The 21,104-nt window shown below is 68.6% G+C and carries 17 protein-coding genes; 6 read left to right on the top strand and 11 right to left on the bottom strand.

Annotation, left to right across the window (positions count from 1 at the left end; genetic code table 11):
- The first annotated feature begins 78 nt into the window (after positions 1-78).
- The gene (locus tag ACIOKD_RS01535; RefSeq protein ID WP_402076657.1) at positions 79-534 is read left to right on the top strand and encodes an ATP-binding protein; all 456 of its coding nucleotides are present in this window, start codon (positions 79-81) and stop codon (positions 532-534) included.
- A gap of 81 nt (positions 535-615) precedes the next feature.
- Here the strand turns inward: ACIOKD_RS01535 and ACIOKD_RS01530 are convergent, their stop codons facing one another.
- The 3 genes from ACIOKD_RS01530 to ACIOKD_RS01520 form a co-directional block, all read right to left on the bottom strand.
- Positions 616-1,500, bottom strand: a complete 885-nt coding sequence (locus tag ACIOKD_RS01530) for a helix-turn-helix transcriptional regulator (protein ID WP_402077670.1) — start codon at positions 1,498-1,500, stop codon at positions 616-618.
- Positions 1,501-1,548: 48 nt separating this feature from the next.
- A complete protein-coding gene (locus ACIOKD_RS01525; protein ID WP_402076656.1) occupies positions 1,549-2,355 on the bottom strand; it encodes an SDR family oxidoreductase in 807 nt (268 codons plus the stop codon).
- Positions 2,356-2,791: 436 nt separating this feature from the next.
- Positions 2,792-5,725, bottom strand: a complete 2,934-nt coding sequence (locus tag ACIOKD_RS01520; protein WP_402076655.1) for a helix-turn-helix domain-containing protein — start codon at positions 5,723-5,725, stop codon at positions 2,792-2,794.
- 390 nt (positions 5,726-6,115) lie between these two features.
- Between ACIOKD_RS01520 and ACIOKD_RS01515 the strand changes: the two genes are divergently transcribed.
- The 3 genes from ACIOKD_RS01515 to ACIOKD_RS01505 all read left to right on the top strand — a co-directional run bounded on the left by ACIOKD_RS01515 (position 6,116) and on the right by ACIOKD_RS01505 (position 9,194).
- Positions 6,116-6,892 carry a hypothetical protein gene (locus tag ACIOKD_RS01515; protein ID WP_402076654.1) on the top strand — a complete coding sequence of 259 codons (777 nt, stop codon included), beginning with the start codon at positions 6,116-6,118 and terminating at the stop codon, positions 6,890-6,892.
- A 25-nt stretch (positions 6,893-6,917) separates the two neighbouring features.
- Positions 6,918-7,370: a hypothetical protein gene (locus ACIOKD_RS01510; RefSeq protein WP_402076653.1), complete on the top strand. Its 453-nt coding sequence runs from the start codon at positions 6,918-6,920 to the stop codon at positions 7,368-7,370.
- Between the two features lie 855 nt (positions 7,371-8,225).
- The gene (locus ACIOKD_RS01505) at positions 8,226-9,194 is read left to right on the top strand and encodes a helix-turn-helix domain-containing protein (RefSeq protein ID WP_402076652.1); all 969 of its coding nucleotides are present in this window, start codon (positions 8,226-8,228) and stop codon (positions 9,192-9,194) included.
- Positions 9,195-9,311: 117 nt separating this feature from the next.
- On the opposite strand, the gene ACIOKD_RS01500 is transcribed toward ACIOKD_RS01505, so the two are convergent.
- Positions 9,312-9,680, bottom strand: coding sequence for a hypothetical protein (locus ACIOKD_RS01500; RefSeq protein ID WP_402076651.1), 369 nt, complete (start codon positions 9,678-9,680; stop codon positions 9,312-9,314).
- A gap of 111 nt (positions 9,681-9,791) precedes the next feature.
- Positions 9,792-10,457 (bottom strand): cutinase family protein, encoded by a 666-nt coding sequence (locus ACIOKD_RS01495; RefSeq protein ID WP_402076650.1) that lies wholly within the window; start codon positions 10,455-10,457, stop codon positions 9,792-9,794.
- Between the two features lie 247 nt (positions 10,458-10,704).
- Here ACIOKD_RS01495 and ACIOKD_RS01490 point away from each other — a divergent pair, with 247 nt between their 5' ends.
- Entirely contained in the window at positions 10,705-12,246 is a 1,542-nt protein-coding gene (locus ACIOKD_RS01490) for a LuxR C-terminal-related transcriptional regulator (RefSeq protein ID WP_402076649.1), read from the top strand.
- Between the two features lie 58 nt (positions 12,247-12,304).
- Positions 12,305-12,547 (top strand): hypothetical protein, encoded by a 243-nt coding sequence (locus ACIOKD_RS01485; RefSeq protein WP_402076648.1) that lies wholly within the window; start codon positions 12,305-12,307, stop codon positions 12,545-12,547.
- On the opposite strand, the gene ACIOKD_RS01480 is transcribed toward ACIOKD_RS01485, so the two are convergent.
- From ACIOKD_RS01480 to ACIOKD_RS01455, 6 genes are all read right to left on the bottom strand, one after another.
- On the bottom strand, positions 12,544-15,501 hold the full coding sequence (locus ACIOKD_RS01480) for a glycoside hydrolase family 2 TIM barrel-domain containing protein (protein WP_402076647.1): 2,958 nt from the start codon (positions 15,499-15,501) through the stop codon (positions 12,544-12,546). The two genes, ACIOKD_RS01485 and ACIOKD_RS01480, sit on opposite strands and share 4 nt — an antisense overlap.
- 12 nt (positions 15,502-15,513) lie before the next feature.
- Positions 15,514-16,380: a carbohydrate ABC transporter permease gene (locus ACIOKD_RS01475; RefSeq protein ID WP_402077668.1), complete on the bottom strand. Its 867-nt coding sequence runs from the start codon at positions 16,378-16,380 to the stop codon at positions 15,514-15,516.
- Positions 16,381-16,433: 53 nt separating this feature from the next.
- The gene (locus ACIOKD_RS01470) at positions 16,434-17,402 is read right to left on the bottom strand and encodes a carbohydrate ABC transporter permease (protein WP_402076646.1); all 969 of its coding nucleotides are present in this window, start codon (positions 17,400-17,402) and stop codon (positions 16,434-16,436) included.
- Between the two features lie 47 nt (positions 17,403-17,449).
- Entirely contained in the window at positions 17,450-18,715 is a 1,266-nt protein-coding gene (locus ACIOKD_RS01465; RefSeq protein ID WP_402076645.1) for an ABC transporter substrate-binding protein, read from the bottom strand.
- Between the two features lie 368 nt (positions 18,716-19,083).
- Entirely contained in the window at positions 19,084-20,376 is a 1,293-nt protein-coding gene (locus tag ACIOKD_RS01460; protein ID WP_402076644.1) for an ROK family transcriptional regulator, read from the bottom strand.
- A 231-nt stretch (positions 20,377-20,607) separates the two neighbouring features.
- On the bottom strand, positions 20,608-21,093 hold the full coding sequence (locus ACIOKD_RS01455; protein WP_402076643.1) for a MarR family winged helix-turn-helix transcriptional regulator: 486 nt from the start codon (positions 21,091-21,093) through the stop codon (positions 20,608-20,610).
- Between the last annotated feature and the right edge of the window lie 11 nt (positions 21,094-21,104).

Raw genomic sequence — 21,104 nt, 5'->3', positions numbered from 1 at the left:
ACAGAGTGAACTCGTACGGGGTGCACCGTACGAGTGTCGGTGCTGGTGGACGGCCCCGCCGACCGGGACCTTTGGCCCATGCAAGGACACATCGGGCTCCAAGTCCCCGTCACCGTACGTACGTTCACCCAGCTCTTCAGCTGCACGCCCCGAGGGGCCCGGCTAGCGCGCCGACTGGTCGCGAACCGGATGGACGTGTGGGGTCACGCGTACGACAGCGAGGCGAGCGAATCCGTCACCCTGGTCGTCGCCGAGCTGGCGGCCAACGCGGTGACGCACGGGCGGGTCAAGGGCCGTGACTTCCGCGTACGGATGGTGATGCGGGCAGGCGAGGACGTCGTACGGGTGGAGGTGGCCGACGGGCTGACCGAACGACTCCCCGTGCTGCGGGAGTCGCCCTGCCCCGGTGAGGAGGACGAGGGCGGACGCGGGCTGCTGCTGGTGGACGCGCTGGCCGAGCGGTGGGGGACAGCCCTCTGTACGGGAGGGGCGTACAAAACGGTGTGGGCGGAGGTCCGGGTTCCGGCCCGTTAGGGAGTGGTCGGCTGGAGTCGCCGACCCATGACTGAGCCCGGATCCACCGGCTTGCTTCCCGGTTGATCGTTTCGGGTTGGGCTATCCGTTGTGTGCTTCGAGCTCGGTCGCCAGCGTCTGCTGGCCGGCCGCCCACGACGCCAGGAGCGCCAATTTGTCAGCGGTCGGTGTACCCGCGGGCGCGGTGTAGACGTTGAGGTGCAGGCCGGGTTCGGCGGGCAGTTCCAGGGACTCGACGTCCAAGTCGAGCTGACCCACGATCGGATGGCGCAGACGCTTGCGGCCGGACCGGCGCAGCCGCACGTCCTGCGATTCCCACCGCTGCCGAAACGGCTCACTGCACGTTGACAGTTCGCCGACCAGGGCGATCAGCTCCTCGTCGTGCGGATTGCGACCGGCTTCCATGCGTAGCTTCGCGGCCACGTCACCGACAATCCGGTCGTAGTCGACAAAGAGATCTCTGGCCGCCTCGGGGTCCAGGTAGACGAACCGCGCTGTGTTCGCGGGCCGTCGTGGGTCGGCCAGCACCGGTGAATACAGCGCGCGAGCGAGTTGATTCATGGCGAGCACGTCATAGCGGCCGTTACCGATCCAGGCCGGCGCATCGGAGATCGCGTCGAGCACCTGCTGCAGCGTCGAGCGCACCGTCACGGCGGGCCTACGCCGGCGTGGGCCGCCGGGCGCCCTGGATCGGTGTGCGAGGTGGAGCAGGTGGTCGCGCTCGGCCTCGTCGAGTTGCAAGGCAGAGGCCAGCGCGTCCAGCACGCCATCGGAGGCACCGGCGAGGCTGCCGCGCTCCATGCGCACGTAGTAGTCGACCGATACCCCCGCCAGGAGTGCTACCTCCTCGCGGCGCAGACCTTTGACCCGACGGTTGCCGCCGTAAGCGGGCAGGCCCGCCTGCTCGGGTGCGATGCGGGCGCGACGCGAGCTGAGAAACTCCCGGATCTCGGTCCGTGGATCCATTGTGGCCATCCCTTCACCGTAATCCCGTCCCGCAGTCTGTCCCGCGGTCTAAGGAGTACCCGTCGCGGTCGTCGCGATGCCGCCGTCCACCGGGATGATGGCGCCCGTGAGGTAGGACCCGGCCCGGCCGGCGAGAAACACGGCGATACCCGCCATGTCGTCGTCGCGGCCGAGTCGGCGCAGAGGGGCGGCCGCCGCGATCGTGTCGCCGATGGCATCGAGAGTGGTCGCCATCATCCGCGAAGGGAACACTCCCGGTGCTACCGCGTTCACCGTGACGTGCTGTGGGCCCAGCTCTCTGGCAAGTACCCTGGTGAGCTGATGAAGTGCCGCTTTGCTGCTGGCGTACGAGTAGTTGGGCGACTGGGCGACGTGGATGGCGGCGATACTGCCGATGTTGATGATCCGCGCGGGATCATCGGCGGTGCCCGCCTTACGAAGTGCCGGAAGCAGCGCCTGTACCAGCCAGAACGGCGACTTGAGGTTGAGGTCGATCACTGTGTCCCAGGCCTCGTCCGGGAACGTCTCCAGCGGCTCGCGCCACATCGCTCCCGCGTTGTTGACAAGGATGTCCAGGCATTCCGAGTCGACCGCGACAAGATCAGCGAGGCGCTGGCACTCGTCGTGCCTGGACAGGTCGGCGGGGATTGCTCGAACGTCGCCGAATTCGGACAGTAGATGCTGTGCCTCCGCGCATGTGTCTGCGTTGCGTGAGCTGATGACCACGCGGGCGCCCGCCTGGAGAAGGCCGCGCGCTATCATCATCCCAATGCCCTTGGTGCCGCCAGTGACAAGGGCGTACTTCCCACTCAGATCGAAAAGTTCTGCGTGAGTGGTGAATTGGTTGTCCGTCATTGGTCTCCGTCCCTTCTGTCGTGGAAGAATGCGCCGACACGGTCACGCATTTGTGGCAGCTGAATGGAAATGATGGGGTTAAAGCTGCACTGCGTGTCCCATGAGTGTTGTCGGCGCTTTCGACTCGACCAGATTGACAGGCGTTTTGGATGACTGGGAGACCCTGGTGATACAGGTACTGTGAGAGCCCCCTTGCCTGGCGCGCCGGGCCAGGCGGGCGGGCATGTCGATTTTTGAGGCGGGCAGCCGGACGTGCTCCCCGTACGCGATCGGGTTCGGATCATCGAACGCGGATGAGACCGTCGCCGCGAGTTGTGAAGCGGCCAGGACCGTCCTCGGTCAGTCAGCCGCGGTCCACGAGCTGTTTCAACTTCGCCCGCAGCCCCTCGACCTTCGACTTGTCGGTGCTCAACCCGGCCGCCGCAGCCACCTGGGATTACTCTTCGGCCGCGCGCCCTGGGAAGCCGCAGGGCGGCCGGTATGTGATACCGGGGAAGTAGCGGCTCCATTGGGAACGGGTGATCGCGGCAGGGCTTTGGGCACAGATGTGCGCGATGGCCTGCACGGGATCCGTCTGCCATATGCGGGCGCTGGGGTTATCACTGCCGGTGAGCAGAGTCCGTCCGTCGGGAGCAAAGGTCACGGCATTGATTGCTCCGCCGTAGCCGGTGATGACGGCGTTTAGTTCGACGTGACGCAAATTTGCGGTATTCCAGAGACGGACACTTCCGTCGTAACTGCCGGACGCCAGCTGACGGCCGTCCACACTGAGGGCTACTGATATGACAACGTCGGAGTGGCCGTCAAGGACAGACAGGATGGCTGGGTGGCCAAGGCGGGTGATGTCCCAAAGCCGTATAGTTTGGTCGTCACTTCCGGAGACGAGCGTGTAGCCGTCTTGGCTGAACATCAGAGAGGTGACGAAGTTGGTGTGGCCCGTAAGGACGGAGAGGCGGACGGGTCGGTCGGGCCGCCGCACATCCCACAGCTGTACGGTGCGGTCGTCGCCGCCCGTCGCCAGCATCTTCCCGTCTCTGCTGTAGGCCACAGCTTTGACGTTGAGACGGTGGCCCCTCAGTACAGCCTGTGAGGTAGGGCGGTGACGGTGGCTGACGTCCCAGAGCCGGACCGTGTGATCATAGCTTCCGGTGGCGAGCGTCTTCCCGTCCGGGCTGAAGGCCACCGAGAACACCGTGTCGGTGTGGCCCGCAAGCGTGGCGGTCAGCACGGGGCGACTGATGTCGGACACGTTCCACAAACGCGTGCTGCGATCGTAGCTACCCACCGCCAGGGTCCGGCCGTCGGGCGAGATCGCTATGGACGCCACTCGGCCGGCGCGGCCGGTCACCCCCGTTCTTACCGGCCGACCGCTGACGGAGGTGTCCCAAAGCTGTACGGTGCCGTCGTCGCCGCCTACAGCTGATCTGTGCCCAGCGCTGTCGAACGCCACTGCTGAGACGCTGGCACGGCTGCCGCGCAGTGGAATGTCGACAGCGCTGAGCAGACCGTTGCGGGCTTCGGGAGTAGGGGAGAGCTGGTAAGCGGCCATCATGAGTTGAGTGCGGAGCCCCGGTTGGCGCACCCGCAGGGTGAGCGCTTCAGCCGCAACCGTGCGGGACAGAATGTTGTTTCGCTGCTGGGTGATGCGCTCCTGTGCATGCAGGGCATAGCCTGCAGCGCACGTGGCCAGAAGAGCCGATACCGCTAAGAGAGCGACGATGCGACGCAGCCTCTGCGTGCGGCGCCGGTCGCGCAGTCCCCGCTCGTGCTCCGCAGCCAGGCTCGCCTTGACGAAGGTCCGCTCAGGTTCCGTGAGCATGTCGTGGTACCACATGTCGTCGGTGAACTCACTGGCCATGGCCAGCCGCCTCCCTCGGTAGAGGGCGTCCGGGTCCCGACCGAGGGATTCCCATTGAAGAACGGCCTCGGCGAGCTGCCGATGGCGACGCAAGCTGTCGCGGTCCTCCGCCAGCCACTGGTGCAGTCGCGGCCAGCACCGGATCAGAGCCTCATGGGCGATGTCGACATGGGCGTCGTCAAGGGTGAGAATGCGGGCCCGGACCGCGCGCTCAAGGACGACGGCGACGTCGGCAGCCTGCGTGTCCAGCTCACCACGCGGCAGTCGGCGTTTGGTGTCCTCCGTGCCTTCGCCCAGGGCGGTCAGGCGCAGGAAGAGCTTCCGGGCAACGCGTTGCTGTGGCGGAGTGAGGGAGCCATGAAACTCTTCCGCAGTCCGGGTGAGCGCGCCCTCCATACCACCCGTGGCTTGATATCCGTTCAGCGTGAGAGCGTTGCCACGACGTCGGCGCCAGGTCTCCAGCAGGGCGTGCGCGAGCAGTGGCATCACGCCGGGTCGACCGTGAGATTCGGCAACCAGTGCCGCGACGAGTGAGCCCTCGACACTGAGCCCCGCGCGAAGCGCGGGCTGGACCACAGTTTGGCGTAGTTCCTCCGCTGTCATGGGCCCGATGGTGATGTGTCCGCGTGCCAACGCGGTGATGAGGTCCGCGTGGTGGGTGCAGTGGACGTAGAAGTCGGCGCGGACCCCGAGCACGACGCGGCAGCGGCTGTTCGGTGCCTGGGTCGCCGTGAGGAGCGCGGAAATGAAAGAGGCCCGTTCCTCCACACTCCGGCACAGCGTGAAGACTTCCTCGAACTGGTCGATGACAAGAATGATTTCGGCGCCAGACGGCTGCCCGGCCAGAATCTGCCGCGTGACCCGGTGCAAGTTGGCGGGTTCGGCGCCGAGTTCGGAAGTCATCTGGCCGGCAGTGGTCTGCGCCGGCGTGGCCAACTGGACGGCGCACTCCTCCAGCGGATGCGGCCCGGGAGTGAAAAGCACCACGGTCTTCTGAGACTCTTCGGCGCGCAGCCGGGGCAGTAATCCGGCCCGCAGAAGCGACGACTTGCCCGAACCCGAAGCGCCGAAGACCGCCACGAGCCGCTCCTCCGACAGACGGTCCAGCAGGTTCTGAGTCAGGCGGTCCCGGCCAAAGAAACGCTCTCCGTCCTCTGGCTGGAACGCTGCCAGCCCTGGATACGGCGGAGCCGGTTCGTCCATAGCGACGTCCCGGCCGCCGGTCTGTCCCGTGTCTACGTCTACTGCGAGCTCCGCCGCCGCACCTTTCCACAACAGCTCCCACTCCCGTTCGTCGCCATCGCACGCACGAACGTACGCGAGGGTGACCGCCATCGAGGGCAACGCGCGTCCTGCGGCGGCGTTGGCCAACGTGGTGACCGAGTAGTGCGTGCGCCCGGACAACACTCGGTAGGTAGGACTGCCTGCCCTCTGTCTCAACTGGCGCAGGGCCGCGGCGAACCGCAGCACCGCTCCGTCTCCGCTGTCCAGCGGGCGTTCACTGCGCGCCACTGTCACCCCTCCCCCGTGCGACTGATCATGTCCGGGGCATTGTCTCCCATCTGTTCTTCCGGCGAAGGACTTCCGATTCCGGACAACCCGAGTCAGCTAATTTCACTGGGGAACGGGGCGCCGGAACTGCTGTGAGCACGGTGCAGGTGACGATGCCCGCCGGCCACTCCAGGCGGCAGCAAGCCAACAGCGGACCGCGTCACAGGGCGTCGGCCATAGCTGTCGCCCAACGTGTGGGGCCAGGAACTCAAATGGGGGCTGACGATGAAAATCAAGCCGGGTGCGGTCGCCGTACTGCTGACAGTCCTCGCCGTAGCGGGGTGCGGAGGCCAGAGTCCACCTCCCGCACCGGGGAGCGGCGACTCCGCCCATGAACCGGCGTCCGGAGACATGAACTCACTGGACTATGCGGAGCAATTGCTCATTGGCCGGTGCATGAGCCGCCACGGTATCCCCTACGTAGTTCCGGCACCGCGAGATCTCTTAGCTCAGCGCTCGTTCCCCTACGTCGTCGACGACATCGCATGGGCCCGTGCACAGGGCTATGGGGGAAAGGAGCAGCGCCGGATCGGGGTGCTGAGGGAAAGAGATCCGAATGAGCGCTACTTCCGGTCCCTGTCCGCGCACGGCCGGACCGAGGCACTGACCGTGCTGATGGGGGCACAGTCGAAAGGGGTGTCTGCCAAAGCCCCGACCGGTATGACGTTGACCACCAGTAATCACGGCTGCATCGCCGAAGCACAGCGCGCCCTGTACGGCGATCTCAACACGTGGTTTCGGGTGCAGGTCGTGACGACCAATCTCCAGCCCCTATACGTTCCGAAAGTCCGAGCGGACAGCCGATACAAGAAGGCCCTAGGGCAGTGGGCCAGCTGCATGAAGGCCGCCGGTCAGCCCTACGACACTCCGGGCCAAGCGCGGGAAACCGCAGCGAAGCGCGCGGCGGCTCAGTCTCCGGAGGAGGCCGACAAGTCCTCGTCCCATATCGCCGTCGCTGAAGCGACCTGCGCCCGTAGCACCCCCCTCAGCAAAGTTGTCGCCGACCTTGACCGGTATTACGGCGACCGGGTCCGTGCCCGGTACAGGAAGGACGTCACCGACAAACGGCGGTTGCAGAACGCCGCGCTGCCACGCGCGCGGGACGTCATCGCCCGCGAGCACGGATGACGACAAACACCACGCACGAACAGGCGTGTCCGAGCACATTCTCGAATCTCAGGAGAAGCAGCCCATGAAGAACGTCCGCGCGTCGCTGATCACCACACTGGTTTCAGCCCTCGCTCTTACTGCTTTCGCCCTCGTTCCCACCGCGCACGCTGACAGCCATGACGTCCCCGCAGCGCCGCATGTCGCGATGGACATCGACGGCAAATACCAGGTCTGGGGAGACACCAACTACACCGGTATGAGCTGTGCCTGGATCAACGACGACATGGACTGGCGGACCTGCCCCAACGGAACGAACTTCAACGACCTGGCATCCGCATGGCAGAACCGCGGCTTCGCAGGAAGTTATGGCTCCGTCCGCGTCTTCGAAAACATCGGCTACGGCGGTGCCTCGACATGCGCACCCAACGCTTCACAGGGAAATATCCCGTGGGAGTGGAACGACCGTATCTCCTCGCACTACTGGACGAACTGCTGACGTCCACAGGGGTATGGCACAGGGCAGCATCGTCAGGTAGAGCAAATCCTGCCGTGGCGCGAACGACCGGTCACCTGAACGGCGACGCCAACAGAAAACGCTGACAGGCGGCTCACCAACCTCTCGCGCCAAGGGCGCGGCCCCCGATCGGGGGCCGCGCCTGTCGTCATGCCAAACCCCGCGTACGCCGGCCTCGGTGAGGCAGAGGCGGATCATGGGGAGGCCCTTTCGGCCACGGTCGGGGTGTTGACGGTGGTGCCGTGGCGGCGGGGAATCGCGGTGGCCGGGTTGAGCACCGACGAGTCGAAGGTCGAGGGCTGCGGGCGAAGTTGATACGGCTCGTGGACCGCGGCTGACTGACCGAGGACGGTCCGGGCCGCTTCACAACGACCGGCCGGCAGGACGGAGTACAAGCGTCAAGACAGCTACGGGAGCAGGGCCCTTCTCCCTGGATTCGGGCCCGGCGGGAGGAGGAAGCCGCCCGGAGGTGTCCGCACCCGCCCAGCGGCCCGGACGGTGCGGTACGCACGCGCCTGGAGTACGGGCACGGGCGGCTGCCGGCGACACTGTTCGGCACGGTCGTCGTGCGCCGGTGCGCGTGGCGGGCACCTGGCATCAGCAACCTCCACCTCGCCGACGTGGCGTTGTCCCTGCCCCGGTGGCGGGCAGTCGGCTGGAACTGTGGTGAGGGTTCCAGCCGACGCCGCTCCCCCAAGTAGAAGGTAGGGGGGCGGGGGCGTGAGAAGTCTCCACTTCCCGCCGCGGTCGTCGCCTCTTCGCGCCCCGTGTACCAAGTGACTTCCGGATACACCGATCGATATAACGTTATATGCCCGGCGAACAGGGAGCAGCCCCATGAACGGTGGCGCTTTACACGTACACCAGGCCAGTGTCGGCGAGTTGCAGACCGCCGCGTCGACGGTCCTCGCTCCGCTGGCCGTGACAGCCGTGACAGCCGTGACAGCCGTGACGGCTTCGGATGCCGAGGGGCATGGGAGGGCGTTCCGGGCCGACATCGACGCGGCGGCGGTCGGGCGCGTGGCGGTGGCGCGGATCCGGGGCTCGGCTCATCTGGTCCGGCGGTCGACCCGGGCGATCTCGTCCACGGACCCCGAGCTGCTGAAGATCACCCTGCACGGGTCGTCGGAGCCCGCCGCGGTGGATCAGGGCGACACCCGGACCCGGGCGTATCGGGGTGACTTCGTGGTCCTCGACATGACCCGCCCGTACCGCATGGCCGTCGCCGACGGCTGTGACGTGATGGCCGTCGGTATCTCCCGTACCGAACTGGGGCCGCACGCGATGACGGTGGCCGATCGGGCAGCCCGCCGCCTGCCCGCCGACACCGGTGCGCAGGCGGTGTTCTCCGGGTTCCTGCGCGGACTCGGTACCCACCTCGACGAACTGGCCGGTCCCGCACAGGCGCACGTCGGCGATGCCCTGGTGTCACTCCTGATCGCGGCCTTCACCGAGACGGCGCCGGGCCGGACGGACACGGCCACCGAACTGGTCGACCGCATCCGTGTCTATGCCCTGGCGAACATCTCCGACCCGTCCCTGTCCGTCGAGTCGGTCGCGGCGGCCCACGGCATCTCCGCCCGCCAGCTCCACCGCCTGTTCGGCCGCTCCGGTACCCCGTTCGCGACCTGGCTGCGCGCCGAACGCCTCGGCCGCGTGCGGCGCGACCTCCTCGACCCCGCCCACGACAGCCGTACGACGGCCGCGGTGGCCGCCCGCTGGGGCATCCACGACCCCCGCCACTTGGCCCGCGGTCTCAGGACCCACTACGGCCGAACGGCCCGCGAACTGCGCCTCGACAGGTGACGGCGGGACCGGCGGGGAACAACGCGGAGCGGTCCGGGCTTCCCCCGTGGAGGCCCGGACCGGTGGTTCACGCGTGACGCGGCATCCGTCTACGGCGCGGGTCCTACGACACGGTTCCTACGGCTGGAGCGTGATCGAGTTGATCGGCGTCATGTCCTTGTCGATGAACCAGCCGCTCGGCAGGTTCCCCTCACAGCCGTTGCCGTCGTAACCGGTGCAGGTGCTCATGGTCGCGCCGCCGGTCTGGTTGTTCATGATGCGGTACGTGCCGAACATGCCGCTCAGGTTGTAGGTCCCGTAGTCGTAGTAGACGTGCGACGGCTGATCGTTGTTCCAGCCCGCGCCCGGGTAAATACAGACGTAACCATCCTGGCAGCCGTGGTAACTGGCGGCTGAGGTGGCGGCGTTGGCGGCGGTCGAGCCGACGGTGGTCAGTACACCGAGTGCGAGTGACACGGCTGCCGCGGCCCTGGCGATCCTGCGCATGGAAAGTCCCCTCGTAAGTGGTCGGGTTCGTCACTCAACGTATGGGGGACCCGTCCGGCGCGTACCTGACAGATGTCAGGAGCGGACCGCCGCGGTGACGCCGGACGCGGCTCAGCCCGCGTCGATCCTGTCGACGGCGAAACGCGCTCCCGTCTGCACGCTGCCGTTGACGTGGTACCTGAGATGCGCCGCCGTGCTGCGCCCGTTGCCGCACACCGGGTCGCCGGTGTTGCAGAACTCCTTCGCCTTCGCGCCGTAGAGCCCGCTCGCCGTGTTGATCGTCCTGTCCGACAGCTGAAGCGGGTTGCCGAAGACCACGACGGCCTTCACCCGGGGCGCGAGATCGGTGGGGATGGTCCGGCCGGTGCCCAGCGTCGTACGGATGCCGAGGGCGATGTCGGTGACGCTGGCGCCCTGCGAGTAGCCGCCGAGAACGAACGAGGTGTCGGGGCAGTTCGCCGCGGTGGACCTGACGTGGTCCGTCATGTCGGAGGCGCCGGGCCCCGCGCTGGTCTGCGAGAAGTTCGCCGCGTAGTCGACGGCGTGCGAGGTGACCGACTTGCCCGGCAGTCCGCTCTTGACGTTCCTCACCAGCGGCGCTCCCACGATGCCGAGCCCGGGGGCCTCGCCGCTGCCGCGGGCGAAGACCACCTCGACGTCGGAACACGGGGCGGCGGAGGCCATCGAGGGCAGCAGCGTGAGTCCGGCGGCACCGAGAGCGCCGGCGACGCCGACGGACACGATCGTCAGCTTGCGACGTGATGCGCGATGAGACATGGCGGTACCTCTTTCCTGAGCGGTGGCACGAGCGCTCTCCACGGATCCGTTCGTCGAGCGCAACAGCAACGTAGGAAGCCCCGCGCCCTGTACGCATCGGTGGAATCACCGGTCGCCCACCGGTGGGGCCCTACTGGATGGCCGGTCGGCAATAGGGGGAATCGCGCCCGAGCACGTCCGTCGCTCGTTACGCTCGACACAGTGGGGCCACAGGGAACCGGTGGGGCCACAGGGAACGGTGGTGCACGTGAGTGGTGAAACCATGCGGGCGGACTCCGACCACCGGGCCGGTCACCCCGCTGTCGGCGACGAACCGCCGCAAGAGCGCACCGAGTTGACGCAAGGCCTCCTGCTGTTGCACGACGGTCCGGTCACCGACGCCTACAACCTGCTCCTCCTCGCCGCCACCGCCTCGCGCACGACCGACCCGGCCCGATCACGTACGGCTTGCGTACACGCCACACTCGCGGCCTGGGCGGGCGGTGACCGCGACGGGTACCGCAGAGCCCTCGACGCGCTGTGCGCCCCCGCCGGTTCCCAGAGCGCCGCACAGCACGAAGCGGCCGGACGTGACCCGGCCGACGCCCTCTGGCGCGACTACCGCGACGGCATGCGCTGCGTGGTGGATGGCGACTTCCGCCGTGCCAACGCGCTGCTCCGTCCCGTGCTCGGCGTCCTGACAGCCCGGACCGACGCACCCGGCCTGATGTCGGCCGGCACGATCGCCCTCATGCTGGGCGACCTCGCGACGGCACGCCAGGTGCTCGGCATCGCGCTGGCCACCGCCCGCGCCGCGGGATCGACGGCACTCGTACCCCGCGTCCTTGAGCACCTCGCCTACGCCGAACTGCGTGAAGGCAGCTACCACCAGGCCCGCGTGCACGCCGAGGCCGGTCTGGAAGCGGCCGGCGAAGGCGGGCAACACAACGTGGTGGCCGGCCTGTCGGCCGTGCTCGCGCTGGCCGCCTCGATCGCGGGCGGGCCGGCCACCGTCGCCACCCACGCCCAGGCGGCGCTGCGCACCGCTCACGCGCACGGACTCAGCCAGACGAGCACACTCGCCGAATGGGCGCAGGCCCGCGCCGACCTCGGGCACGGCGACGCCGAACATGCCGCCGCCCGCCTGGCCCCCCTCGTCCAAGGCGGCCCACGACAGGGGCATTTCGGCCTCTGGGCGATGGTGATCCCCTGCTATGTCGAGTCCGCCGTGCTCGCGGGCCACGACGTCGACGCGGCGGGCCTGATCGACCAGTACGCCGTGTGGGCGGCCATGGGGGCGGATCCGCAGGCACCGGCGTTGCTGGCGCGTTGCCGGGCACTCGTGTCGAGCGACGGGCGGACCGGGGAACTGTTCACCGCGGCACTGGCGGAACACGAGAAGGCCAACGGTCCCTACGAGCACGCCCGGACCCAGCTCGCCTACGGGATGTGGCTGCGTCGCAGGCGCCGCCCCGTGGAAGCGAGGCCCCAACTGCGCGCCGCGGTACTGGGGTTCGAGCAGTGCGGCGCGGACGTGTGGGCCGAGCACGCCCGCGCGGAACTGCGTGCGGCGGGGGACACGCTCACCACCGCACCCGAAACCGGCTCCCTCGGTCTGCTCACCCCCCAGCAACTGCGCATAGCCCGCTCCGTGGCGGAGGGCGCGACCAATCGCGAAGTGGCTCAGCAGCTCTCGATCAGCACCCGCACGGTCGAGTACCACCTGCGGAACGTCTTCACCCAGCTCGGAGTCCGCTCCCGGAGCGCCCTGACCCGGCTTCTCGGGGCGGAACAACCAGGACACTTCTGACACTTCTGAGGGAGCGTGAGGCACGGGTGTCTTGAGTGCCATAGGTGTCCGCAGTGCCATGGGTGCCATGGGTGCCATGGGTGCGGTCCTGCAGCGTCTGTTCCACGGCGTCCCGCACCCGGGCGTCCGCGCGCCGCTTGTGGCGGTCGCGATCGCGGCGGCGGGCGAGGGGCTCGGCATGTCCTCGCCCCACGACCCCGGGTCGTTCACCGCGGCCCGCTGCGCGGCGGCGGTCCGCGCTGGCACGGCCGCGGTCCTCTCGGGCTGGACGGGGATCGTGGTGCGGGTGGACGACTTCTAGGACTCGCCTCCTGTTTCCAGCCCGGCCCCTGCCTCCGGCGCCGTGAACACGAACGAGAACTCGCTTGGCCGCGCACGTAGTTGATACTGCGGCAGCGTTCCCGGCCCGCAGGACTGTGAGCCGATGCCCTGCTGGCCGTGGTCGAGGTTGACCCACACCGTGTCGCCGGGTGCCAGGTCCGTGAGATGGTCCGCCGCGTCCAACTGCTCGCTCGTCCAGCGGCGGGCCGTGAACCAGAACGCCGCCCCGCCCTCGACGCGCAGGGCCGGGAAGTCCGGCCCCCGGTCGATCTCCGCCCAGCGGACGTCGGCGCGCGCGCCGTTCTCCTGCGGGCGGACGTACGGCGTCTGCAGGTCGTCCACCGTGGACTCCCAGCGGCCCAGCATCGCGGCCGTACCGGTGTCCGGGTACGCCTCGCCGGGGCCGCCGCCGTGCCACCTCACCCGGTCACCGGCGGACAGCCCGAGGCGGACGCCGAGCCGCGGCAGCGGCACCTGCCAGTCACCCTCCGGCGTCACCGACACGGCCAGCTTCAGCCTCGTCCCGTCGGAGGTCCACCGGTAGACCGTGCGCAGGGCCAGGTCCGCGGCGGCCGGCGCCACCCGGGTGCGCACCGTCAGGGCGTCCTCGGACAACTCCACCGCGTCCAGGCGGTGTTGCATCCGGTGCAGGCCGAGCTTGCGCCACAGTACGCCGTAGCGGATGTCCGGCTGCCAGGGCGCGCCCTCGTCGTTGTCGGTCGGGGCCCGCCACACGTCCAGCTTCAGGTCTAGGACGTCGATCCCCCCGACGGCCGCCAACTCGCCCGTGCGGGCGGCGAACACGGCCGGTCCGAGCGTGATGCCTCCCCGGCCGTCGAGGACGGGGCGACTGCGGGCCGCGACACCGGTCGGCTGCGGTGGCGTACACCGCAGTTGCACCCACGCCACCACATGCCCCTTCGGTCCCCAGGCCGTGTCCCCGGCGAGCACCGCCCGGACCGTCCACCTGGTCTCGGTCCCGCGCGCCTCCACCGGAGGCTCGGGCAGCTTCACGTCGGCGGAGTCGCCCGGCCCGAGCGCGGGCACGGTCAGGGTGCCCGTCCCCACCGCCTCGCCGTCGACGTCGTACGACCACTCGAAGGCCAGCGCCGACAGGTCGGCGAAGTCGTACCTGTTGGCGATCCGGACCACGCCGTCGACGCCGTCCCCCTCCATGCGGACCGGCTCGACGACCTTCTTGTACTCCAGGAGTCCCGGCGAGGGCGTGCGGTCCGGGAAGACCAGCCCGTCGCAGACGAAGTTCCCGTCGTGCAGCTCCTCGCCGAAGTCACCGCCGTACGCGAAGCCGTACCGCTCGTCCTTGATGCCGTGGTCGATCCACTCCCAGACGAAGCCGCCCTGGATCCGGTCGTGCGTCTCGAAGAGCCGCTGGTAGTCGGCCAGTCCACCCGGTCCGTTGCCCATGGCGTGCGCGTACTCGCACTGGATGAAGGGGAGTCGGCGGCGCTTGGCGGGACCGCCGTCCAAGCCCCTGCCGATCCGGTCGACCTCCGCGTGGTCCGCGTACATCCGTGAGTACACGTCCGTGTCACGGCAGTTCCAGTCGCCCTCGTAGTGGATGAGCCGCGATCCGTCCCGGCCGCGGATCCACTCGGCCATGGCGGTGAGGCCGCGGCCGGTGCCGGCCTCGTTGCCCAGCGACCAGATGACGACCGAGGGGTGGTTCTTGTCGCGCTCGACCATGCGGGCCGCCCGGTCCAGGAGCGCCGGGGTCCAGCGGTCGTCGTCCACCGGGTTGTCGCGCCAGGCCTGCTCGGTGAAACCGTGGGTCTCCAGGTCGCACTCGTCGACGACCCACAGTCCGTACTCGTCGCACAGGTCGAGGAAGGCCGGGTGGGGCGGGTAGTGCGAGGTGCGTACGGCGTTCAGGTTGTGCCGCTTCATCAGCAGCACGTCCTCGCGCATGGTGTCCAGGTCCAGGGCGCGGCCGTGCTCGGGGTGCCACTCGTGCCGGTTGACACCCCGGAAGAGGACGGCCCGGCCGTTGACCTTGATCAGGCCGTCCTCCAGCGCGACCGTACGGAAACCGATCCGCAGCGGGACCCGCTCACCGGGCGTGACCAGCGTGGCGTCGTACAAGTGCGGTGTCTCTGCCGTCCACGGCCGTACCGGTACGGTGATGGCCTGTCCGGTCTCGACATCGATGTCCAGGCCCGGCACGACGATCCGGCCGTCGACGTCGGAGTCCACGCACAGGGTTCCGGTGCCCTCACGATGGTCGTACGAGGAGTGCACGAAGAAGTCGAGCGCGCTGTCCGCCGGCCGGTGCAGCAGGGTGACGTCCCGGAAGATGCCGGGCAGCCACCACTGGTCCTGGTCCTCCAGGTACGAGCCGGCCGACCACTGGTGGACCCGGACGGCCAGCACGTTCCCCGCGGGCTCCAGCAGGTGCCCGACCGCGAACTCGTGCGGCAGCCGGGACCCCTTGAACTCCCCGATGTCCGTGCCGTTCAACCACACCCGGGCGCAGGACTCGACCCCGTCGAAACGCAGGACCGCGCCCCCGGTCCCCGCATCCGAGACATCGGGCCAGTCGTCCGGCAGGTCGAAGAACCGCAGGTGGTCGCCGGTCGGGTTCCGGGTCGGCACCCGCGGCGGGTCCACCGGGAAGGGGTAGAGGTGGTTGGTGTAGATCGGCGCACCGAACTCCCTGTCGTCCCCGCCCTGGAGGACCCAGTGCCCGGGTACCGTCACCTCCGCCCAGTCCCCGGAGTCGTACCCCCGCCCGGCGAAGGAGTCGTCCTCGGCGTCGGCTGTCGCGGACAGGCGGAAGCGCCACCTGCCGTTCAGTGACAGGGAGGCGGCGTCGGAGGCCGCGTACCACGCCCGGGGCGGCAGCGCGCCCCTCCCGGGCGAGACGTCCTCGACGTACAGGAACTCGGGGGACGTGGACGAGGTGGTGCGGACAGACATCGTTCTCCTAGGTCAGCCCTTGATGCCGGTCTGCGCGACCCCCTGCACCAGCCAGCGCTGGAGGAACAGGAACACGAGCACCAGGGGCAGGATGGACACTGCGGTGGCCATGAAGATCAGATGGAAGTTGACGGTCTGATTCGTCATGTACGAGGAGAGCGCGACCTGCACGGTCCACGCCTCCTGGTCCTGGCCGATGACCAGTGGCCACAGGAAGGCGTTCCAGCCGCTGATGAAGGTGATGGTCGCGATCGCGGCGAAGAAGTTCAGCGAGTTGGGCACGACGACGCGCCAGTACGCACCCCAGTACCCGAGCCCGTCCACGCGCGCCGCCTCCTCCAGTTCTTTGGGGAACCCCAGGAAGTACTGCCGGAACAGGAAGCAGGTGAAACCACTGAAGAGCCCCGGAACGATGAGACCTTGCATACTCGACACCCAGCCGAGCGACGAGACGAGCACGAAGCTCGGTACGAAGGTGACGGCGGCCGGCACCATCAGGGTCACCAGGACCGCGTAGAAGATCTTGTTCGCGTGCCGGTACGGGATCCGGGCGAGGCCGTAGCCCGCGAGCGAGCAGACCAGCAGGGTGCCGACGGTGTGCAGGACGCCGACCACCGTCGAGTTCCACAGGGACCGGCCGAACGGGACCGTCGGGTCGTCGAACAGCTCGGTGACATTGCCCCACTGGACGGTGGTGGGGAACCACTGCCAGTTCTCGCCGGTGATCTCGGCGTCCGTGGACAGGGCGTTGCGGACGATGAGGTAGAAGGGGACGAGGAAGAGCAGGGCGCAGACGGCGGTGGCGAAGTAGAGGCCGGCGGAACCCAGTACGCCTCGTCGGTCGCGCCTGCGCCCGGGCCGCTCGGAGCGCTTGGACAGCTCGGGCCCATCGGGTGGCTCGGCATCGGCCCTACGGGCCGGAACGACGGTCGTCACCTGGAGTCCTCCCCCTTTCCGAAGCCCAGGAATCTGCCCTGGAGCAGGGTCACCCCGCAGATCAGCAGGGTCAGGATGACCGCGCCCGCGCTGCCCGCGCCGTAGTCCTGGTCGTCGCCCAGGGCCGTGTAGTACAGCTCGACGAGTGGCGGGCGGCCCCACGTCGTCTTGGAGAGCAGATTGAAGAATTCGTCGAACGCCTGGTACGCGGCCACGAGCAGCAGCAGGATCACGGCCGTCGAGGTGGCCCGCAGCTGGGGCAGGGTGATGTGGCGGAAGGTCTGCCAGCCGGGCTTGGCGCCGTCGATCGCGGCGGCCTCGTACAGCTCCGGCGGGATGTTCTGCAGGGCCGCCAGGAAAAGGATCATGTAGAAGCCGGCCTGGAGCCACAGGCGGACACTCACGATGACCAGCCAGTACCAGGGCGGGTCGGGGTCGGCCAGCCAGGCGATGTTCTCGACCCCGAACCAGCCGAGGACCGTGTTCATCATGCCGAAGCGGACCCCGCTGAAGAGGGACATCTTCCAGACCAGCGAGGCGGCGACGAAACTGCACGCCGTCGGCAGGAAGAAGACCGACCGGAAGAACGCCTTCATGAAACGCAGCCGGTGCACCATCAGCGCCAGACCCAGCGACAGGGCCCAGGTGACCGGCACGATGATCGCGGCGAAGACGGTGAAGGTGACGAGCGAACCGGTGAAGTCGCCGTTCGTCAGCATCAGTTCGTAGTTGTCGAAGCCGATGAACTTGTCGGGGGTGACCGTGTAGCGCGCCTCGAAGAAGCTGAGCCAGGCGCTCCACCCGATGGGGATGTAGACGAAGATCACCAGGCCGATGAGGAACGGGCCCGTGAAGATCCAGAAGCTGAGCGTGCTGCCCCGCACGCCCCTTCGCCGCCGCCCGGCCCCGGAGGTCTCCGCCGGGACGGGGCGGGTGGTGTCGTCATGCTTCGTGGTGGTCGGCATGCCGCTGCCTGTCCGTCGCCCGTTGTCCTTGTCCGTTGTCCGCCGGCCTAGCCGAACAGCTTCTTGAGTTCGCGGTCGACCTTCACGTCCGCCGCGTCGAGGGCCTTCTCCGGGTCCATGCCCTTACGGACCGAGTTGGCGATCACTTCCTCCAGCGCCGTGATCATCGCCTGGGTCCAGGAGATGTTGTCGAAGCGGCCGTAGTCGGTGAAGAGCTTGACGCCCTCGGCGGGCAGCCCCGACTTGAGCTTGGTGGCGGACGCGGCGAGCGAGGTGCGCGGCGGTATGTGGAAGCCGTAGCTGAGCGCCCAGTCCTCCTGGTACTTCTTCTGGTCGATCCAGAGCCACTTCACGTACTCCTTGGCCAGATCGACGTGTCTGCCCTTGGCGTTGACGAACATCGACCAACCGCCGTTGTAGACAGCGGGCTCGGCGCCGGAAGCCGCCGACGGGAAGGGGAAGATGCCGAGGTCGTCGCCGAGGGCCTTCTGCATCACGGGCATGGCCCACATGCCGCACCACTGGATCGCGGTGAGTCCCTGGACCAGGGCCGAGGGGTCCCAGTAGTCGGCGGGGGCGTCCAGGAGCAGATGGCCGCTGGTGAACATCTTGCGGTACACCCTCAGCGCCGCGGCCACGTCGTCGGTGTGGTACGCGATCTCGTTCCGGTCGTTCAGCTGGTCGGCGCCGGCCGCCCAGACCAGGGCGTAGTTCGTCGACACCATGTTGTTGCCGATGAACAGGCCCTTCACCTTGTCGGTGGTGAGCTTGTCGGCCGCCTCGGCCAGCTCTTCGAGGGTCTGCGGCACCCCGAGGCCCGCCTTCTCCAGCAACGACTTGCGGTAGAAGAAGAACTGCGGGTCGTCGATCATGCGGACGCCGTAGACCTTGCCGTCGACCGTGTGCGACTTGATGTCCGCCGGATTGAAGTCGTCCTTGACCGGGCCGAGGATGTCGTCCAGCGGCGCCACCTGACCGCTCTTGATCAGCTGGAGCTGGGGGTGGAACTCGAAGACGTCCGGGGCGTTGTCGGTGAGCAGCGACGAGAACAGCTTGCTCTCGAAGTTGGTGCCGGTGATCCACTGGGTGGTCACCCGGGCCTCGTCGTAGGCCTTGGCGTACCGCTTGATGGCCTCCTGCGTACCGGCCTCGCCGTACGCGTGGAAGTACTGCACGAGGCTCTTGCCCGAACTGCCGCCGCCCTCACGGCCGTTGCTGCCGCCACAGGCGGCCAGTGGGCCGAGGGCGGCGAGGCCCGCGGCGGCCCGCAGTACGGAACGACGATCCCAGTTGCTGCTGCTCGGTGCCGACATCGCGACGTCCTTGTCTCTTGTACGGCTGCGGCTCGAAATCGCTGTGCGGTGCGGGACGTTAACCTTCGGCTAATGCTTCGGCAAGGGGTTGGACGAAGCCTGTTCGAAGCGTTGCGGGGCGTCCGGAATGCCGGACGCAAAGGTGTGCGGGCCATGCATCGATGACTCCGGCCCCGTTGTCCCCAGTGTCCGGGCCGGACCGGTTTCGTGCTGACTTTGCAGATGTACACGGTCGCTGCGAAGGTGCTCGGCGCGGGGGGAGACCGTCACGAAGGTGCTCGGCGACTGGCGTCGTGCCCAAGCTGCTCGGCGCACAGGTGCTCGTCGCGACGGCAGGTGTCACGCGAGGGCCGTCGCGAAGGTGATCGTCACGCGGGCGGCGCGGTACGGCTCCTCGTGGGGGCGGTTCGACGCACGGCGGCGACCTGGCCGTCCGTGGCCTTCGGAGTCTTCGCGGCCTTCGGAGGCTTCAAGCCCGCCGAGTTGAGGGCTCCTTCGAGTGCGAACGTCGCCGCGCCCAGGCAGACCGGGTCCGTGGGAATGGGGGAGAGGACGATCTCGGTGCCGGCCAGCGGCCGTTTCAGCGCGCGCCGGGCCACGGCCTCGCGCACCTCCCGCAGCAGCGGCTCGCCGAGCGTGGCCGCCACCCAGCTGCTCAGTACGACCACTTCGGGGTTGAGGAGGTTCACCAGATCGGCGATGGCGGCGCCGAGATGGCGCGCGGTGTCCCGAAGCACCTCGACGGCCACCGGGTCCCGCTCGGCGACCGCGCGGGCGAGCGCGTCGATCGTGGCCGTCTGGTCCTCGGGGTGCAGCAGCGCGCTGTCGGGGCACGCCTCCCGCAGGTTCAGCATGATTCCCGGCGCCCCGACATACGTCTCCACGCATCCGTGGTTGCCGCAGTGGCACAGCCGCCCGTCCAGCACGAGGGTGGTGTGGCCCCACTCGCCCGCGCTGTTGCTGACACCGCGGTGCAGCCCGCCGCCCAGGACGAGTCCGGCGCCGACGCCCGTACCGAGGTTCACCACCACGGCGTCCCCGCGCCCGCGCGCGGCCCCGAACCACAGCTCGGCGACCGCGCAGGCGCGCAGCGGATTGTCCAGATGGAGGGGGTACGCGATGTGTTCCGCGAGCAGGTCGAGCAGCGGCACGTCGTGCCAGTCCCAGTTCGGGGCGTACTCCGAGACACCGGCCTCGCGGTCCACCTGCCCCGGCACGCTGACGCCGACCCCGAGGACGCGCGCGCCCTCGACACCGGCCTGCGCGACCACCGAGCCGACGGCCGAGGCGACATGTCCGACGACCTCCTCCGGGCGGATCTCGCCGGGGCGCATGTCCTCGTCGGCGCGGGCCAGCACGTCCAGCGCGAGGTCGAACAGCTCGACACGGACGTACGTCTCCGCGATGTCGACGCCGATCAGCGCACCCCCGGACGCGTTGACGGCGACGAGGCCCCGCGGGCGGCCACCCGCGGAGTCCTCGAAGCCGACCTCGGTGAGCATCCCGAGATCGAGCAGCTCACCGACGAGCGTGGCGACCGTGGCGATACTCAGTCCGGTCGCGGCGGCCAGCTCCTGCCGGGACGTGGGCGAGTGGGCGATGATCTGGCGCAGCACCCCGTAGCGGTTCGCGGTGCGGATGTCGCGTGATGTGCGCTTCACCAGAACGTGCCCCCTCGATCCCTCCACTCCACGGCCGGCCGAAGATCGGCCCGCGCCAGGCCGTTGGCGCTACCCGACGGCCCCGGCGCCGCGCAAGGCTATGACCGCCGCGCCCTTTCGACAACCCCTTAGGAAAGGGGCTTTACAAAGTCCCTCGCGGCCTCACGGCTGCGCGGCCTCGCGGCCTCACGGCCTCGTGAAGGGGCGGTGTCGATCGGCGCGCGGGAATTCCTACGAGTTCAGGTCACGCGCGATCCAGCCCGGTGAATCGAGCCGGATCGTATTGTCCCCGACCAGTACGCGAAGAGTCTCCTCGACCGCCGTGAGCGAGGCGGCCCCCGGCACGCCGCTCACCTGCTCCTCCCACTGCTCGCGCATCTCGTCGAAGATCGCCTCACCCTGCCGCAGCAGGGAGAGCCCGTGCTCGGTGACGCGAAGTCGCATCAGCCGACGGTCGGTCGCGTCGGGTTCGCGCACCACGTACTCGCGCTCCTCCAGGACCGCGATCGTCTTGGCCGCGGCCTGTTTCGTGACCGACATCCTGCGGGCGAGTTCGGAGGCGTTGTCCGCGCCGGACAGGATCGAGTGGAGGGCGAAGTCGTGCACCGGCCGGACGTCCTCGTACCCGCGTCGGGCGAGTTCGGCGGTGGCCTGATCCGCCAGGGTACGGAAACCGGCGAGCAGGAGCAGCGCGAGGTCGGCGCCTGATCTGGGCATGTCGCCAGCAT

It is taken from the genome of Streptomyces sp. NPDC087844, from assembly GCF_044742785.1.
In the GTDB taxonomy this organism is placed as follows: domain Bacteria; phylum Actinomycetota; class Actinomycetes; order Streptomycetales; family Streptomycetaceae; genus Streptomyces.
This window is presented reverse-complemented; position numbering and strand designations above follow the sequence as displayed.

Coding starts and splice junctions, on each gene's coding strand:
- ACIOKD_RS01495 (WP_402076650.1), bottom strand. CDS start 10,457: ATGTCTCATCGCGCATCACGTCGCAAGCTGACGATCGTGTCCGTCGGC.
- ACIOKD_RS01530 (WP_402077670.1), bottom strand. CDS start 1,500: ATGGATCCACGGACCGAGATCCGGGAGTTTCTCAGCTCGCGTCGCGCC.
- ACIOKD_RS01525 (WP_402076656.1), bottom strand. CDS start 2,355: ATGACGGACAACCAATTCACCACTCACGCAGAACTTTTCGATCTGAGT.
- ACIOKD_RS01500 (WP_402076651.1), bottom strand. CDS start 9,680: ATGCGCAGGATCGCCAGGGCCGCGGCAGCCGTGTCACTCGCACTCGGT.
- ACIOKD_RS01455 (WP_402076643.1), bottom strand. CDS start 21,093: ATGCCCAGATCAGGCGCCGACCTCGCGCTGCTCCTGCTCGCCGGTTTC.
- ACIOKD_RS01515 (WP_402076654.1), top strand. CDS start 6,116: ATGAACTCACTGGACTATGCGGAGCAATTGCTCATTGGCCGGTGCATG.
- ACIOKD_RS01465 (WP_402076645.1), bottom strand. CDS start 18,715: ATGTCGGCACCGAGCAGCAGCAACTGGGATCGTCGTTCCGTACTGCGG.
- ACIOKD_RS01470 (WP_402076646.1), bottom strand. CDS start 17,402: ATGCCGACCACCACGAAGCATGACGACACCACCCGCCCCGTCCCGGCG.
- ACIOKD_RS01485 (WP_402076648.1), top strand. CDS start 12,305: ATGGGTGCCATGGGTGCCATGGGTGCGGTCCTGCAGCGTCTGTTCCAC.
- ACIOKD_RS01505 (WP_402076652.1), top strand. CDS start 8,226: ATGAACGGTGGCGCTTTACACGTACACCAGGCCAGTGTCGGCGAGTTG.
- ACIOKD_RS01535 (WP_402076657.1), top strand. CDS start 79: ATGCAAGGACACATCGGGCTCCAAGTCCCCGTCACCGTACGTACGTTC.
- ACIOKD_RS01480 (WP_402076647.1), bottom strand. CDS start 15,501: ATGTCTGTCCGCACCACCTCGTCCACGTCCCCCGAGTTCCTGTACGTC.